Below are 15,660 nucleotides of genomic sequence, written 5' to 3' on the forward strand. Positions count from 1 at the left end.
ATGCCCCCGAGAGACGACCGCGGGCAGGCGCACACGCTGGAGGCGTTCGCCGCCGCGATACTGATCGTCGCCGGGCTGACGTTCGCGCTGCAGGCGACCGCCGTCACGCCCCTCTCGGCAAGTACGTCGAACCAGCACTTGGAGAACCAGCAGCGCGCGGTCGCGACCGATCTGTTGGAGACGAGCGCCGCCAACGGCGACCTCGAGGCCGCGCTGCTCAGGTGGGACCCCGAAAGCGAGTCGTTCAGGGCGGACGGGAGTTCCGGACCCTTCACCGCGGGCGGACCGCCGAACGCGTTCGGCGAGGCGTTGAACCGGACGTTCGGCGAGAGACGGATCGCGTTCAACGTCGAGCTCCGGCACGGCCGGTGGTACAAGGAGTCGACCCGGCTGGTGTATATGGGCTCGCCGAGCGACAACGCCGTGACGGCGACGCGGACGGTCGTCCTCACCGACGACGCGAACCTCACCATGCCCGCCTACGAGGAGACGACGCTCCGCCAGGTCGCTGCGAACGCGAGCCAGAAGTTCTACTTAGAGGACCCCGACTCCCGGCCGATCTACCGCGTGGAGGTGCGGATGGCCGTCTGGCAACTATGATTCCGACATCCGAGAGCGACGGGGCCCGCGAACGCCTCCGCGACGCCGACCGCGGACAGCTGTTGTTGGTCTCCGGACTCGTCGTGGCCGTCTCGCTCGTCGCGCTCGTGGTCCTGCTGAACGCGAGCATCTACTCGGAGAACGTCGCGACCCGCGGCATCGAGGCCGCCGACGGGGAGGCGCTGGAAGTCCGTGCCGCCGTCGTCGAGGAGACGGGCGCGCGCATCGACACCGCAAACCGGAACGGGGCCACGACCGGTTCGGAGATCGAGACCGGGATCGAGGAACTCAACCAGAATCTGTCGGGGCGGTACGCGAGACGGGGCGGTATCGCCGTCGTCGAGCCCGTCGCCACCACGCCGGGATGGTACCTCTCCGGTCCCGTCGACGACTCGACGACCATCCCCGACGTCAACGGGGCCCGGTCGTTCTCGATCACCAACGAGAGCGCGCTGCCGCCGACGGACACGGGGAACGCGAGCAGCGAGGCGGTCGCCGTCGTCTTCAACGACTCCGCGACCGGGACCACTCACGAGCGGTACCTGTACGCAGAGGGGGACGATGTCGTGGTCGCCGGGGGGAAAAACGGTTCGACGCCGACCGAACGGTGTCGATCGCCGGCGACCGGCGACGCCGTCACGCTCGCTGTCACCGGCGACCGCTTCGACGGTGACCCGTGCCCCGGCGTCTGGCCGGCGGGGCTGAGCGACGGGTACGACGTCGAGTTCGAGAACGCCGGCGGCGCCGGCGTGGAGGCGACCGCGACCGTGGATACGGGAACGGAGCCCACCAGCGCCACCGCGCTGACGGTGCGAGACGCCGTGTACGACGCGACGATCGATTTCCGGTACCGAACCGCCGATCTCCGGTTCAAGACCAGGATTCGGGTCGCTCCGGGTGAGCCCGATGCGTGACCGATGGCACGGCGGGCGACCCCGCTTCGACCGCGACGAGCGCGCGGTGAGCGTCGTGGTCGGCTACGTGCTGACGCTGGCGATCGGCGCGGTGCTGCTCTCGGGCGTCGTCATCGGGATCGGCGGGGTCGTCGACTCGCAGACCGACCGGGTCGTGCGGGGGGACCTCGAAGTGACCGGCCAGACGACGGTCGCGAACCTCGAGAGCGCGGACCGCCTCGCGCGCGCGGCGGTCGTCGACCGCCCGCCCGGTGCCGCCGACTCCACGAACGTCTCGGTGGGCGTCGACCTCCCGACGCGGCTGGCGGGGCGCTCGTACCGGATCGCGGTCGACGACGACGCCGTGACGCTGCGGACCGACGATCCGGAGATAACGGTCGAGATCCCCCACGCGGCGACGCTACCCGTCGCGGAGACGAGCGTGCGGGGCGGCCCCGTCCGGATCCGGTACGTCAGCGACGACGCCGGCGGTCCCGAACTGGAGGTGAGTGAGCGATGAGCGGGCGCCGGGATCGAACCGTCTCGGTCGGCGGCTCGTCCGCCGGGCGCTCCCTCGCGGGAGACGAGCGCGGCGTGAGCGACGTGGTCGGATACATCCTCGTGTTCTCGCTCATCACGATCACGATCGGCACGGTGTTCGCGGTCGGGATCACCGGCGTCGAGGACCGACGCGAGGCCGAGCGTATCGACAACGTCGAACGCGCGTTCGAGGTGTTCGACGACAACCTCCGGGACATCCAGCGGTACGGCGACCCCAACCGAGCGACGGAGCTCCGGTTGGCCGGCGGCACGCTCTCGGTCTCGGGGGAGACGCGCTTCGTGCTCGCGGACACCAACGACTCCGACGACGTCGCCAACGGGACCATCGCCGAGTGGACGTCGAGGCCCCTCACGTACCGGGACAGCGGGACGACGATCGCCTACGACGCCGGCGCGCTGGTTCGCGGCGACGGCGACGGCTCCGTGATGCTGTCCGACCCCCGCTTCGTCGCCGCCGACAACCGGACGACGATTCCCATCGTCGGCCTCGTCCGCGGCCCCGGCAGGGAGCGCGTCGCCGGCGAGGACACCGTGCAGATCACGGTGGTCGAGGACGCGACCGCCGACTCGGAGACGGAACGTTTCGGCGGCGGCGATCCCCTCTACCTCTGGGTCGAGACCGAGCAGCCGGACGCGTGGAGCCGGTACTTCGACGAGGCGGACGGCTTCGATAACGCGACGCCCGGTGGCACGGACGGGGTCGCCGTGGCGAAGCTGCGACACTCCGAGACCGTGTACGTCCGAGAGACCGTTCGGGTCGTCTCGCTGCGTCGGTGACAGGCCGTGTCGGAGTCGACGGGTCAGCGTCCGACCTACTCGCTCTCGACCTTTACTTGGTGTTTAGAGACGTGGAGGTGACTCACCACGGGCACCGCTTCGCCCTCGAACGGCTGGAGGTTCCGGAGCGACTCGTCGTAGTGGAGGTCGAGGTCGGCGTCGTTGAACCCGAAACTCCCCGAGGTGAACGAGCCGTTGAACGTCATGGCATCAGTGAGCGTCACGCTACTCTCCGGAGCGTACAGGACGCCGGTGAACGCGACCCCGTGGTCCCCCTCGCCGTCGATCGCGATGTCGTCCGCGCTCGAGTACACCCAGAGGTTGCGCGCGACGCCGCCGTCCGCCGCGAGACGCGCTTGGCCGGTGACGTTGATCGTGTCGGTGTTGTACAGTTCAAACCGTGTGTCCGTCGTGATCGGCGCGTCGTCCACGGAGATCGTGCCGTCAACGAGCAGTTCGTTCGGGTTCCCCGCTGCCGCTCCGTCGGTCGACCGGATCGCCCCCGAACCCTGAACGGTGAGGTCGCCCTCGACGAGGACCGTCGCGCCGTCCTCGATCTGGAGCGTGCCGTCCGAGACCGTGACGTCACCGGTGAACGTGGTGCTCGTGTCGATCACAACCGTGGAACCGTTGTCGAGATCGAACCCGCTCTCGCCCGAGCCGGTCGCGTCTCGCGCCTCGTTCATACGCGCCGTTATCGCCCCGGAGACGGGAGTGACACCGCCGAGGTCGCTACCGACCCGCCGTTCGCCCGTCACGGTCAGCTTGTCCGACTGCCCGTTCGGTATCTTGTACGACTCGGCGACGAGGTCCCCGCGGATCTCGATGGATTCGGTGTTCCCGCCCCCACCTGCGGTGAGGTGGAAATCGCTGGCCGCCTGGATCACCGCGTTATCGCTCGCGCTCCCCTTCCCGGGGTACGGCCCGTCGGCTGAGTCGTAACTGTCGGCGTACAGAGTGTTTATCCCGCCGAATTCGAGCCGCGGCGCACCGATCGCGGAGGCGCTCGCGCTGACCGCGGGGTGAACGGTCCGCGTCCGGAGCGCGACCTGGACCTCGGTCGGCGACAGCTGGGTGACGTTCGCCCGGGTCCGGGTCTCGAAGAACCGTCCCCACCCCTCCGCGTACTCGCTCTCGACGGTGATCGTGACGTTCCCGCCGAGCAGCGGGTTCGAGACGTTCTCCGACGGGAACAACCCCACCGGATGTCCCCCGGTCACGACCGCGGAGTCGTCAAGGAGCCCGTCCCCGTCGACCGTCACGAGCGGGAGCGTGAGCGTGTCGCCCCGGTAGTGGAACTCCGGCGGGGAGATCATCCACGACCCCTCGCCGTTCGAGCGCCAGACGCCGCCGCCCTGATACGCCACGCGATCGTCGCCGCGCTCGTAGACGACGACCCCGAGCGTGACGTTCTTCGTCACCGTTTCCGTTCCCCCGGTCTCGGTTTCCGCCTCTACCTCGATCCGCATCACGCCCGCGTCGCCGTCGGCGCGCACGTCGGCGCTCCGGCCGGGATCGAGCCGGACGCGCTGGCTCGTCGACCCGCCGTGAGCGACGAGGCTGGCCTTCGAGTCCACCTGCGTCATCGACCCCTCGATCCGTTCGATGTCGGCGGACGCCTGCGCGTCCGCGAGCGCGTTCGCCCCGATCCCGGCCGTAATACCGACCGCCGTGATCGTGAGCCCCAGCAGCAGGACGGCCCCGATCACCTCGCTCTGCGCGCGCTCGGGGCTGTTCATGGGGTGAGATACGTCTGGACACGTAATAAACGTCGACGTCCGAGTATCGAAGTTGAGACCGGTTCGTCCCCGAACGCACCACTGAAGCCCGCGGCACCGCACGGTTCGGGTATGACCGAGGAGCTGTATCTCGCGGACGACACGGTCACGACGTTTCGAGCCACCGTCGAGCGCGTTCTCTCGGACCCGACCCGGGTCGTCCTCGACCGGACGCAGTTCTACCCGACCGGCGGCGGCCAGCCGCACGACACGGGGACGCTCCGGGTTGCGGACGGTGACGCGGGCGGGGACGGTGACGCGGACGGCGACCCCGCCGACCGCCGCTGGCGCGTCGTCGACGTACAGAAGCGAGACACGATCTACCACACCCTCGAACCGGCGGCGGGCGCGGGCGACGCCGTCGACCTCCCCGATCCCGGAACGCCGGTCGTGGGAGAGATCGACGCGGCGCGGCGGCGGGTTCACTCTCGGTATCACACCGCACAACACCTGCTCTCGGCGCTGCTGCTGAACGAGTTCGTCGCGCAGACGACGGGGAATCAGCTCTACGACGACCACGCGCACCTCGACGCGGCTTACGAGCGCTTCGACGACGGCGACCTCGCCCGGATCGAAGCCCGGCTCAACGAGTTGGTGGCCGACGAACGCCCCGTGACCAGCTACACGATGGACCGCGAGGCGGCCGAGGCGACGCTCGACACCGACCGCACGCGGATCGACCTGCTCCCGGACTCGATCGCGGAGCTCCGGATCGTCGAGGTCGGGGCGCCGGCGGAAGCGGCCGACGGCGACGGCGCGGCGCCGTACGACCGCACCGCCTGCGCGGGAACCCACGTCGGCAACACGCGAGAGATCGGCGAGATCGTCGTCACCGGGCGGGAGACGAAGGGGAGCGACGAGGAGCGCGTCCGGTTTGCGTTGGCCGAGCACGTCGACAGCGCGGAGTGAGGCCGACCGACGCGGGCCGACCCTCGCCGTTCGCTCGCGATCCCGGCGTTTATATACGATCCGCGGTTGGTTCCGCCATGAAGTTCTGCGACGAGTGCGGATCGATGATGAAGTCGGGCGAGGGCGAGGACCACTGGGTGTGCGACTCCTGCGGCTACGAGATCGGACGCGAGGAGGATGACGATCAGTGGACCACCGAGTCGCAGGTCGAGTCCGAGATCGTCGACGTGAGCGACGCCGAGGATAAGGGGCTCCCGCAGACGACGGCTCACTGCCCGGAGTGCGGAAACGACCGCGCGTACTGGTACATGCAGCAGATCCGCTCGGCCGACGAGTCCGAGACGCGGTTCTTCGTCTGTACCGAGTGCGAGCACAAGTGGCGCGAAGACGACCACTGAGCGGCATTTCCTTTTAACTACCTCGGCGGAGAACGCCGCCCATGGACCCGCCCGTCGTTCCCCGCGAGCGCCTCGACGGCTGGCGGCGCGTCGACGAGGCGACGGAGCGGGCATTCGCCGCCGGTCCCGTCTCCGTCGACGCGAGCACGGTGCGGTACGAGCGCGACGCGAGCGAGCCGCTGCGCCCCTTCTGCTTCGCGAGTCGGCTGGAGATCCGGCCGCCGAGCGCGCCGAACTCGGCTCTCACCGCGCTCGTCGAGCGGCAGGCGCGCTCTGGATTCCGCGAGCGCCTCGCCGAGCGCGACATCGAGCGAGTCGAACACCGCGGCGACCGAGCGATCGCTATCGACGATCCGACCGCGTCGCGGGCGACCCTCTCCACGTTTCGCGGCGTCGCGCGCGTCGCCGACGGAGACGGCCAGCGCGTCCCGATCGAGGCGCTGCTCGCGGTCTGGACGGCCGGCGAGTATCTGCTCGGCGGGGGCGCGTATCCGCTCGGTGAGGCGTCGTACCCCGCCGGGGAGGGCCCGGCGGACGCGCGCCGGGAGCTGCTGGGGATCGTGCGCGGGGTCGAGCCGCCCGACGGCCGATGCGAGACGGACTAACAGGGCACCGCGCCCGCGCTCGATTCGATCGGCGACCCGTCGTCGCGGTACGCCGGCTCACCGACCGACCCGTCGAACATCGGGAGCCGCAGCTCGTAGGCGTACAACACGTCGAACGCCGCGAACGGATCCACGCCGTTCGCGATCGCCTCGCGCGCGGTCAGCCTGACGCCGGCGCCGAGCGTCACGATCGGGTCGCCGCCGATGGCCCCCGACGCCTCCATCCCGAACTCGTTGCCGGCGGCCGGATCGGTCACCACGGAGAGGTGGACGAGCGCCTCGATCGTCGCCCCCTCGTCGCCGATGGAGATCGGGTACCCCTCGCCGGCGAAACACTGCGTCGGCGGTGCGATGCGGTCGGCGTCCCCACCAGCCGAGCCGCTCGGCGGCGCGTCGCCACCGGTCGTTGCGGCCGCAGCGCCGACGGCCCCCGCGCTCGCGACGGTCGCCACGACGAGGAGCAGCGCGACCGAGATCGCGGCGCGGGCGGTGAGTCCGGACGGAGCGCGGCGCGTCATCGACGGGGGCTACGACCGACCGGATAAAAACGGCGCGCTCCCGGTTATCCGGTCTGATACTCGACGGAGAGGGCGCACCCGCGATCCGGGTCGCGTCGGTCTCGCGCTCACGCCGCTTCGAGGAGCCCGTCGACGAGCAGTTCCGCGGAGGCGACGTTCGTCGCGAGCGGCACGTCCTTCACGTCGCAGACCCGCAGGAGCGCGGAGATGTCGGGTTCGTGGGCCTGCGCCGTGAGCGGGTCGCGGAGGAAGACGACGCCGTCGATCAGGTCGTCGGCGATCATCCCCCCGATCTGGAGGTCGCCGCCGTACGGTCCCGAAGCCTGTCGGTTCACCGTCAGTCCCGTTTCGTCGGCGATGCGTTTGCCCGTCGTACCGGTGGTGACGAGCTCGCACTCGCCGAGCGCGTCGGTGTGTGCGGTGACGAACTCGACCATCTCGTCTTTCAGCTCGTCGTGGGCGATGAGCGCGATTCGCATACGTGACGTACTCGACCGGGGTTCTTAAAATATCACGCAGAGTCGGAAGCGAGACCGACCGCCGCCGCAGACCCGGCCCGCCGGACATCAGTCGTCCGGCGTGCGCGGTCGTCGAGGGCGTGACGGTGCCGCCAGACGTGACGGAGTCAGTCGCTGGGCATCTCGGAAAGGCCGACCGATGCGAACCGCCCGGTACGGCCTACTTGAACCGGAACGTCTCCAGGTTCTTCGGGGCGAACGTCCGCATGTTGTAGTCGTGGTACAGCGCGGACGAGAGGTCCTGGACGGACCGCTCGTCGCCGTGGACGCACAGCACCTTCTCGGGGCGGGGGTTCATCGTCTTCACGAAGTTCTCCAACCCCTGCCGGTCGGCGTGTCCGGAGAAGCCGTCGACGACCTCGGTCCCCATCTCCAGGGTGAGCGTGTCGCCGCGACCGCCGCCGCCCCAGCCGTCGACCGGGATCTCGTCCCAGCCGTTCTGGATCCGGCGACCGAGCGTCCCCTGCGCCTGGTACCCGACGAAGACGAGGTTCGAGTTCGGGTCGGAGCCGATGTGGCGCAGCCACGACATGATCGGCCCGCCCTCGATCATCCCCGACGTGGAGATGACGATACACTCGTCGCCGTCGGCGACCTCCTGTCGTTCGTCCTCGCCGCCGTCGATGTGGTTGAACTGGTCGGCGAGGAACGGGTTCTCGTCGTCGTGGAAGATCCGGTCGCGGAGGTCGTCGCGGAGGTACTCGGGGTACGTGGTGTGGATCGCGGTCGCCTCCCAGATCATCCCGTCGAGGTGGACGGGCATCTCCGGGATATCGCCGTTGCGCATCGCCTCCTCTAAGACGAGCATGATCTCCTGAGATCGCCCCACCGCGAACGCGGGGATGACGACCTTCCCGCCCTCCTCGTACGTCTCGTTGATGACCTCCTTGAGCGCCTCCTCGGAGTCGGCCTGATCGGTCTGGTAGTCGTCGCGGCCGCCGTAGGTGGACTCCAAGACGAGCGTCTCGACGCGCGGGAAGTCGTTGACGGCGCCGTTGAACAGGCGGGTGTCCTCGTAGTGGATGTCCCCGGAGAAGGCGACGTTGTAGAGGCCGTCGCCGATGTGGAAGTGGGTGACGGCGCTGCCGAGGATGTGGCCGGCGTTGTGGAACGTGAGCTTCACGTCCGGCGCGATGTCGGTCACGTCGCCGTACTCCAGCGGGATCGTGTGTTTGATCGCCTCGCGGACCTGCGACGACTCGTACGGGGGCGTTCGCCCGTCCTTGGCGGCGACGTCGAGGTAGTCGAGGGTGAGCAGCCCCATCAGGTCGCGGGTCGGCTCCGTCGCGTAGATCGGGCCGTCGTAGCCGTACTTATACAGGAGCGGGATGAGCGCCGAGTGGTCGAGGTGGGCGTGCGTGAGGATGACCGCGTCGAGGGTCGCGGCGCCCGCCCCGAGCGCCTCGGGGACCTGGAGGTACGGCACCTCGCCCTCGGCGCCGGGCTTGTCGCCGCAGTCGATGAGGATGCGCGTCTCGGGCGTCGAGAGGATGAAGGCCGCGCGACCGACCTCGCGACAGCAGCCGAGCGTCGTAATCCGGACCCACTCGTCGTCGGACATCTCCTCGCGGTGGATCTGCCGACCCACGCGTTCGAGGATGTCGCGTCGCTCCTCGCGTTCGTTCTTCAGGAAGCCGCGCACGTTCGAGACGGTGGAGGACTCGATCGGGGGCGTGCGAACGACCTCGGGGGTCCAGCCGACCTCCTGCGTGATCTCTCGGAGCGTCGAGCCGCGGCGACCGATCACCATCCCGGGCTTTTCGGCCTCGATGACGACCTCGCCGGTGTCCTCGTGGAAGTCGAGGTCGGTCACGCCGGCCTCCTCCGGGATCACCGAGCGGACCTCTTCCTCGGCGCGTGCCGGGGGAGAGAGCGCGCTCGGGTCCGGACGGACGGTGATCCGCTTCCGGAGCTTGGAGGCGAGCCGGCGGATCAGATCGCCGTCGCCGGCGAACCGCTTCGGGTCGCGCGTGTACACGACCAGTTCCGGTCCCTCGTATTTCACGTCGGTGACCGTGATGTCGTTCGGAATCTCCTGTTCGATCTCTGATTTCAGGGTATCGAGTTGCTTATCGACTTGACTCATATCTCACCGCGGGTCGTCGCGATCGCCGTCGCCGTCGGGTCGTGTCGCGTTTCGGGACGCGGCTCGGCGCCGGACGGGCGACCGTGACGGGGTAGGCATAGTGGTAGTAGTACTGTCCGTAGGTGGTACCGTGCGGGAACAGCCAGCGAAAACCCGCTTGCCTGATGATAAGCCCGGTCGTTATAAAACCCTTCGCAAATGGCAAACCCCCCGCCTCCGAAGCCCCACACATGCACATCACGCCCGAGAGGGTCCGCGACGAACACGCGTGGGTCCGCGAGCGATCCCCGGTCGTCGTCCCGGTCATCAACGACACGCGCGAGCGGCTCGGCCGCCTCTTCGAGACCGACGTGGACTCCGTCACCCCCGAGGCGTACCGCCGCGAGGTCGACGCGGTGTTCGCGGACGGCGAAGTGGCGGTGAACGTCGCCGGCTGCGTCGCCGTGCTTCGCGACCTCGACGTGGCGGGGGATTACCCGGGGTTCGTCGTCGACGAGGTGCTCGGCCGCGAGCTGGCCGCGACCGTCGCCGGCGGGCGCCCGCTCTCGCTGCTCGCGCAGGCGACGTTCCACCTCGTCGACGTGCGGGTCACGGAGGACGCGACCGCCGACGCGGCGGGCGCAGCGGGCGCCGACGACCTCGACGCCGCGCTCGCGGCGGGGTTTCAGACGCGGCTCCCCGGCTGGGAGTGGCGGGAGGAAGAGAGCCCGTTCGCGGTCGCGGCGGACGGGGACGCGTAGGAGTCAGCTCGTGAACGTCCGGACGAACTCGTACCCCCGATCGAGGAGCGCGTCGGGGAGGAACCGCGCGAGCACGCCGACCCGAGCCGCGGTGCCGGGCTGGACGCGGGCGGGCGGCTGCGTCGCGCTCGCGGCGTTGACGATCGCGGCGGCGACGACCCCGGGCTCGACGGCACCGGGGCCGTCACCCCCGAGCAGCTGGGTGTCCTCGAAGATCGCGTAGAACTCCTCGTAGGCGCCGGAGCGGTCGATCCCCGACTCGTCGGATGCGATGCCGTCGGCGTCAGCCTCGCTCCCGCCGTCGGTCGCCCCGCCCGCCTCTCGCTCCGCGCGCTTCGAGAAGTTCGTTCGCACGGGGCCGGGTTCGACGACGACCACGTCGATCCCGTACTCCGACACCTCGTTGCGGAGGGCGTCCGACAGCGCCTCGATCGCGAACTTCGAGCCGCTGTACACGCCGCCGCCGGGGAACGACACCCGCCCGGCGACCGAGGAGACGTTGACGATCGTGCCGTCGCGCTCCCGGCGCATCCCGGGGAGGACGGCCTTGATGAGCCGGTGCGGGCCGTACACGTTCACGTCGAACTGCTCGTGGACCTTCGCGGTCGGCACGTCCTCGACCGGGCCGAACTGGCCGTAGCCGGCGTTGTTGATCAGCGCGTCGATCGCGCCCTCCTCGTCCAAGATACGGTCGACGACGCGGTCGACGTCGCTCTGGTCCGTGACGTCGAGCGTCGCCAGCTCGCAGCCCGCCTCGCCGAGCGTCTCGATGTCCGCGGGGTTCCGCGCGGTCGCGTACACGGTCCACCCCTCGTCGAGGAACGCGCGCGCCGCGGCGCGACCGATGCCCGAGGAACAGCCGGTGATGAGTACCGTCTTCTGCACGCGTCGTGGGTCGGTCCCCGACGGCATAACTCTCCCGACCGCCGGCGGAAACCGGCTCCGAAAAACGAAACGCGCGACCGCGGACCGCCCGCCGTCGCGTTACTCCTCGTCGTCTGCGTCGTCGCCCCCGGCGCCACCGGACTCGTCGTCTTCCGCCTCCTCGTCCGTCGCGAGCAGGTCGCGCTCGGCGAGGATCGCCTCGATCTCGTCGGGCGACCGCTCCGTGTACTGCTCGTCGTCGACCGCGATCGTGGCGACGCCGACGCCGTCGGGCGACAGTTCGCCGTCGTTCGACTGCGCGAGCGTGTCGAGCGCGAGCGCGATGGCCTCGTCGATCGAGAGCCCCTCCTCGTACTCCGCTTCGAGGTAGTCGCGGAGGTCGCTCCGGTCGGAGCCGATCGAGAGCGCCTGCCACTCGTAGGGGGTGCCGGAGGGATCGGTCTCGAACAGGCGCGGCTCGCCGTTCTCGATCCCGCCGACGATCAGCGCGACGCCGAAGGGGCGCGCGCCACCGACCTGCGTGTACTGCTGGATGTGGTCGGTGATGTTCTTCGTCAGGGTCTCGATGCCGATCGCCTCGCCGTAGCGCAGGCGGTTCACCTGCGCCTGCCGGCGCGCGAAGTCGATGAGCTGACGGGCGTCGGCCACGTGGCCCGCGCTCGCGACGCCGACGTGGTCGTCGGCCTTGTGCAGTTTCTCGATGCTTTCCGGCTCCATCAGCGGGGACCGCGCGCGCTTGTCCGCCGCGAGGACGACGCCGTCCTCGGCGCGGATGCCGACGCTCGCGGTCCCGCGTTTCACCGCCTCCCGGGCGTACTCGACCTGGTAGAGTCTGCCGTCGGGAGAGAAGATGGTAATTCCTCGGTCGTACGCCTGCTGTTGGGATTGGCCCTGCATGATATCACTCGGTGTCGAACGCCGCCGCGCCGACGTACCCCGACTCGGTCCGCACGTCGTACGCGTCGCCACGCACGATCGCGGACCGCTCGGCGCCTTCGAACGCGACGTCTCGCTGTGTCGAATTAGCGCTCGCGCGACCCATATATCTTTCCTCACAGGCACGCACCGTCCCCGAAATCCCGCGAACGCGGATCCCGACGGGGTCGCCGTCGACCTCGGCCACGCAGCCGATCGCCGCGCGCGCGTCGTCGACGTGGCCGTGGCGGGCCCGGACGATCGCCTCTCCCTCGCCGCCGTCGTGCGAGAATGACAGCAGCGTGAGGTCGGCGTCGGCGCTGCCGGCGTCGCCGAGGAGGTTGCCGGCGGCGTACCACAGCGCTCGCTGGAACCCGCGGCGGCCGATCTCGGCGTCGGGCCACGTCTCGATCCCGACCGCGAGGTACCGCCAGCGCGGCCGGAGGTGTTTGGGGAGGTGTTTCACGGCGGAGTCACGCCCCGCGTCCCTCGACCGAGCCCGTCTCCGCCGCGTCGGCCAGCGCCGCGCCGCGCTCCGCGACGATCACGGCCACCTGATCGTGGACGCGCTCGACCGCGGTCACCGCGAACCCCTCGACCGTGAACGCCTCGACGAGGGTGCCGACGGTCGCCGGGTCGTCGACCTCCGGCCCGTAGAAGGGCGCCTCAGGGTCCGGCTCCTCGAAGAAGGCCACGTCGCCGAGGACGATACGGCGGGCGCCCGTGGCGGCCATCTCGCGGATCGCCGCGCGCTTCTCGTCGTCCGCGAGGTGGTGGAGCGCGAAGTTCGAGGTGACGACGTCGACCCGCTGGTCGGGGTCGATCTCGGGATCGCGGAACTCGCCGTACGCGAACGCGACGTTCGCGAGGCCGCGCTCGTCGGCCTTGCGGCGGCCCTCCTCCATCATTCCCTCGCTGATGTCGCGGGCGAGCACGCGCTCGGCGTCGGGGGCGAGCGCGAGGGCGATGGCGCCCGTGCCGGCGCCCAGATCGAGGACGACGTCGTCGGCGTTCGGCGCGGCGTAGTCGACGACGAGGCTCGCGCAGGCGTGGTACTCGTCGCTCTTCGAGTCGTCGTACTCGGCCGCCTTCTCGGAGAAGCGCGCGGCGTGCTCCTCAACCGTCTTCTTCATACCTGCCCAGTCGGACCCCCGGCTCTATGAAGGCCCCGGAGCGACGGTCCCGGTTGCGCTCCGCGATCTCGCCCCACGCTCGGAGCCCCGCCTCGATCCACTCCGGGTCGAATCCGACCGCCTCGGCGGCGGCGACGACCTCGCGCGGCGCCCGGAGCTCGAGGTGCGACCGCGGGTTCGCGCTGACGACGTGAGGCGCGTCGTAGTAGGTCACGATCTCGCGGAGCTTCCGGAGGTCCGCCAGCGCGCGGACCCGCTTCCCGCCCGTCGCGCGGAACAGGGGCCCGAGGTCGAACTCCACGTGGACGTCGTTGTCGCGGGCGGCCTTCGCGAGGACGTGGTTGAAGTCGCCCGAGCCGTCCATCGGGCGGACTAACACGTCGACGCGGGGCTCCTCGACCGCGAAGCGGTTGAGGCCGTCGTCGCCGCCGACGAGACAGACGACCGTGCGGCTCGACCGGTAGTTTCCCACCGCGCCCGAGGCGCTCGTGGCGTCGTCGGCATCGATCTCGACCGCGTCGACGACGTCGACCCCGTTCGCCTCGCGGAGCGCGGCTGCCTCGCGTGACCGGTCTTCGGCGGCGTTGCCGCCGACCGGATCGAGCCCTTCCCGCGTGCGGACGACGACCCCGTCGTAGCCGTACCGCGCCGCGGTGGCGGCGTGGCGGGCGGCGGTCGCGTCGCCGTCGGGGCGGGCGTGGACGGCCTCGTACATGTCCGCCCGTTTCGGCTCCGGGGGTATCGAGGTTGCGCTTCGCCGACGGCTTTTTGAACCGCTCTCCGGAACGGCTCGCATGGCCGCGGAGTTAGAGGAAAAGACGGACCGCTACGAGGGGATGCTCGCCGACGCCCTGGAGGTCGCGGAGCCGCGCCCGCCCGCCGACACCCCGCTCGGCGAGGCCGCCGCCGACGTGCTGGAGATGGCCGAGTCGTACCTGGACGACGGGAGGCATTTCCGCGACGCCGGCGACCCGGTCAACGCGCTCGCGTCGTACTCGTACGGCTACGGCTGGCTCGACGCCGGCGTCCGGATGGGGCTGTTCGCCGTTCCCGACGACACCGAACTGTTCACCACGTGAGCCGCTCACCTCCCGGCCCCCCTTTGCGACGTATAAACCCCGCGACGCCCCTCGTCGCTTCCGGGCGCGGGCGCTTTTTACGTCGAGCGCGTCAACGGAGAGTCACACATGACTGACGCGCTGTTCGTCGTGAGCGAAGAGGGGTACTGGGCCGAGGAGTGTATCGAGCCGCTGACCACGCTCGAAGCCGAGGGCGTCGACGTGACGGTCGCGACCCCGTCCGGGTCGCCGCCGGCCGTCGACGAGCGGTCGCTCGACCCGGAGGCCGCGGGCGGCGAGGAGCGGGTCGCGGAGCTCCGTGAGGTCGACGAGGAGCACCCGAAACTGAACGATCCCGAGCCGATCGCGACCGTCGCGGCCGAGGAGTACGACGCGGTCGTGTTCCCCGGCGGTCACGGCACCGTCTGGGACGTGAACCAGGACCGGCACGCCCGGCAGCTCCTGCTCGACGCGGTCGCGGGCGAGGAGAGCGTCGCGCTCGTCGTCTGCCACGCGGTCGGCATCCTCGCGTTCACGCGCGAGGCAGACGGGACGCCCCTCGTCGAGGGACGCTCCGTCACCGGCTTTCCGAACGCGTGGGAGGAGGACATCGTCGACGACGACGACGTGATGCCGGACGGCCGAAAGCTCCCGTACTGGGTGGAAGACGAGGTCGTCCTCGCGGGCGCCGACTGGGACGCCGAGCTCGGCGCCGACACGAGCGTCACGGTCGACGGCGACCTGATCACCGCGCGCGGCCCGGGCTCGTCGGCCGACGCGGCGCAGACGCTGCTCGACGCGCTGTAGGGAGGGACGAACGCGGCGTACGCGTCAGCGAATCACGAACGCCGGCTCCTCGATCCGCTCGCTCTTACACTCCGGGCACCGCGAGGGCTCGTTGATCGGGTCGTCGAAGCCGTCGAAGCCGCAGTCGCGGCACGCGGGCGGCGCGACGAGGAGTTCCTCGTCGGCGCCGTCGTCCGCGACCGACCGCGAGACGTGTTCGACGTGGTCGTACACGACGGGCGTCGGCAGCGACAGCGCCTCCCCGAGGTCGCTCGCGGTCGCCGGTTCCTCGCGGAGCATGTCGGCGATGCGCTGGCGGGTCGTCTCCATGGGTCGATTTTGGGGGGAGTAGATAAAACGTCGACGGCGATTTCGCCGGCGTCCCGCCTCACTCGTCCGTGGTCGGCGCCAGCACCACGAGCGCCGCGGCGTCCTCGGTCGCGGTCGGCTCGACCGCCGTCTCACCGTCGAATCGGACGATCTCGCCGGCCTCGACGGCG

20 protein-coding genes and 1 pseudogene are annotated in these 15,660 nt (G+C 70.2%); 10 read left to right on the forward strand and 11 right to left on the reverse strand.

Going from position 1 to position 15,660, the window contains the following annotated elements; genetic code table 11:
- From DJ69_RS15205 to DJ69_RS15220, 4 genes are read left to right on the forward strand one after another with little or no spacing between them, the layout of a single operon-like run.
- On the forward strand, positions 1-600 hold the full coding sequence (locus tag DJ69_RS15205) for a DUF7288 family protein (RefSeq protein ID WP_099256384.1): 600 nt from the start codon (positions 1-3) through the stop codon (positions 598-600).
- Positions 597-1,514: a DUF7261 family protein gene (locus DJ69_RS15210; protein ID WP_099256385.1), complete on the forward strand. Its 918-nt coding sequence runs from the start codon at positions 597-599 to the stop codon at positions 1,512-1,514. The genes DJ69_RS15205 and DJ69_RS15210 overlap by 4 nt, the downstream gene beginning before the upstream one ends.
- Positions 1,507-2,013, forward strand: a complete 507-nt coding sequence (locus tag DJ69_RS15215; RefSeq protein ID WP_099256386.1) for a DUF7266 family protein — start codon at positions 1,507-1,509, stop codon at positions 2,011-2,013. The genes DJ69_RS15210 and DJ69_RS15215 overlap by 8 nt, the downstream gene beginning before the upstream one ends.
- A complete protein-coding gene (locus DJ69_RS15220; protein WP_099256387.1) occupies positions 2,010-2,831 on the forward strand; it encodes a DUF7289 family protein in 822 nt (273 codons plus the stop codon). Before DJ69_RS15215 ends, DJ69_RS15220 begins: the two co-directional genes overlap by 4 nt.
- Positions 2,832-2,866: 35 nt before the next feature.
- Here the strand turns inward: DJ69_RS15220 and DJ69_RS15225 are convergent, their stop codons facing one another.
- Entirely contained in the window at positions 2,867-4,570 is a 1,704-nt protein-coding gene (locus DJ69_RS15225) for a DUF7289 family protein (protein WP_099256388.1), read from the reverse strand.
- Between the two features lie 111 nt (positions 4,571-4,681).
- Between DJ69_RS15225 and DJ69_RS15230 the strand changes: the two genes are divergently transcribed.
- The 3 genes from DJ69_RS15230 to DJ69_RS15240 all read left to right on the forward strand — a co-directional run bounded on the left by DJ69_RS15230 (position 4,682) and on the right by DJ69_RS15240 (position 6,521).
- A complete protein-coding gene (locus DJ69_RS15230) occupies positions 4,682-5,518 on the forward strand; it encodes an alanyl-tRNA editing protein (RefSeq protein WP_099256389.1) in 837 nt (278 codons plus the stop codon).
- A gap of 77 nt (positions 5,519-5,595) precedes the next feature.
- On the forward strand, positions 5,596-5,916 hold the full coding sequence (locus DJ69_RS15235) for a transcription factor S (protein ID WP_099256390.1): 321 nt from the start codon (positions 5,596-5,598) through the stop codon (positions 5,914-5,916).
- A 41-nt stretch (positions 5,917-5,957) separates the two neighbouring features.
- The gene (locus DJ69_RS15240) at positions 5,958-6,521 is read left to right on the forward strand and encodes a hypothetical protein (protein ID WP_099256391.1); all 564 of its coding nucleotides are present in this window, start codon (positions 5,958-5,960) and stop codon (positions 6,519-6,521) included.
- On the opposite strand, the gene DJ69_RS15245 is transcribed toward DJ69_RS15240, so the two are convergent.
- The 3 genes from DJ69_RS15245 to DJ69_RS15255 all read right to left on the reverse strand — a co-directional run bounded on the left by DJ69_RS15245 (position 6,518) and on the right by DJ69_RS15255 (position 9,643).
- Positions 6,518-7,039 (reverse strand): DUF7332 family protein, encoded by a 522-nt coding sequence (locus DJ69_RS15245; RefSeq protein WP_099256392.1) that lies wholly within the window; start codon positions 7,037-7,039, stop codon positions 6,518-6,520. The genes DJ69_RS15240 and DJ69_RS15245 overlap by 4 nt on opposite strands.
- Positions 7,040-7,146: 107 nt before the next feature.
- Positions 7,147-7,518, reverse strand: coding sequence for a methylglyoxal synthase (locus tag DJ69_RS15250; RefSeq protein WP_099256393.1), 372 nt, complete (start codon positions 7,516-7,518; stop codon positions 7,147-7,149).
- 199 nt (positions 7,519-7,717) lie between these two features.
- Positions 7,718-9,643 carry a beta-CASP ribonuclease aCPSF1 gene (locus tag DJ69_RS15255; RefSeq protein ID WP_099256394.1) on the reverse strand — a complete coding sequence of 642 codons (1,926 nt, stop codon included), beginning with the start codon at positions 9,641-9,643 and terminating at the stop codon, positions 7,718-7,720.
- A gap of 230 nt (positions 9,644-9,873) precedes the next feature.
- On the opposite strand from DJ69_RS15255, the gene DJ69_RS15260 reads away from it, so the two are divergent.
- Positions 9,874-10,383 carry a hypothetical protein gene (locus DJ69_RS15260; RefSeq protein WP_099256395.1) on the forward strand — a complete coding sequence of 170 codons (510 nt, stop codon included), beginning with the start codon at positions 9,874-9,876 and terminating at the stop codon, positions 10,381-10,383.
- Between the two features lie 3 nt (positions 10,384-10,386).
- Here the strand turns inward: DJ69_RS15260 and DJ69_RS15265 are convergent, their stop codons facing one another.
- The 5 genes from DJ69_RS15265 to DJ69_RS15285 all read right to left on the reverse strand — a co-directional run bounded on the left by DJ69_RS15265 (position 10,387) and on the right by DJ69_RS15285 (position 14,031).
- On the reverse strand, positions 10,387-11,295 hold the full coding sequence (locus tag DJ69_RS15265) for an SDR family oxidoreductase (RefSeq protein WP_099256396.1): 909 nt from the start codon (positions 11,293-11,295) through the stop codon (positions 10,387-10,389).
- Positions 11,296-11,367: 72 nt separating this feature from the next.
- Positions 11,368-12,165, reverse strand: coding sequence for an archaeal proteasome endopeptidase complex subunit alpha (gene psmA / locus DJ69_RS15270; protein WP_099256397.1), 798 nt, complete (start codon positions 12,163-12,165; stop codon positions 11,368-11,370).
- Between the two features lie 4 nt (positions 12,166-12,169).
- Positions 12,170-12,649 carry an Rpp14/Pop5 family protein gene (locus DJ69_RS15275; RefSeq protein ID WP_099256398.1) on the reverse strand — a complete coding sequence of 160 codons (480 nt, stop codon included), beginning with the start codon at positions 12,647-12,649 and terminating at the stop codon, positions 12,170-12,172.
- Positions 12,650-12,656: 7 nt separating this feature from the next.
- Entirely contained in the window at positions 12,657-13,316 is a 660-nt protein-coding gene (locus tag DJ69_RS15280) for a class I SAM-dependent methyltransferase (RefSeq protein ID WP_099256399.1), read from the reverse strand.
- Entirely contained in the window at positions 13,300-14,031 is a 732-nt protein-coding gene (locus tag DJ69_RS15285; RefSeq protein ID WP_099256400.1) for an RNase P subunit p30 family protein, read from the reverse strand. The genes DJ69_RS15280 and DJ69_RS15285 overlap by 17 nt, the downstream gene beginning before the upstream one ends.
- Before the next feature lie 79 nt (positions 14,032-14,110).
- On the opposite strand from DJ69_RS15285, the gene DJ69_RS15290 reads away from it, so the two are divergent.
- Positions 14,111-14,395 (forward strand): DUF357 domain-containing protein, encoded by a 285-nt coding sequence (locus DJ69_RS15290; protein ID WP_099256401.1) that lies wholly within the window; start codon positions 14,111-14,113, stop codon positions 14,393-14,395.
- A gap of 108 nt (positions 14,396-14,503) precedes the next feature.
- A complete protein-coding gene (locus tag DJ69_RS15295; protein WP_099256402.1) occupies positions 14,504-15,181 on the forward strand; it encodes a type 1 glutamine amidotransferase domain-containing protein in 678 nt (225 codons plus the stop codon).
- Positions 15,182-15,205: 24 nt separating this feature from the next.
- On the opposite strand, the gene DJ69_RS15300 is transcribed toward DJ69_RS15295, so the two are convergent.
- Complete coding sequence (locus DJ69_RS15300) at positions 15,206-15,490, reverse strand: transcriptional regulator (RefSeq protein ID WP_099256403.1); 285 nt, start codon at positions 15,488-15,490, stop codon at positions 15,206-15,208.
- A gap of 58 nt (positions 15,491-15,548) precedes the next feature.
- A pseudogene (locus tag DJ69_RS19105) lies at positions 15,549-15,660 on the reverse strand (DUF2249 domain-containing protein); the annotation flags it as partial.

The sequence above is a fragment of the Halorubrum persicum genome (assembly GCF_002727125.1).
GTDB classification, from domain to species: domain Archaea; phylum Halobacteriota; class Halobacteria; order Halobacteriales; family Haloferacaceae; genus Halorubrum; species Halorubrum persicum.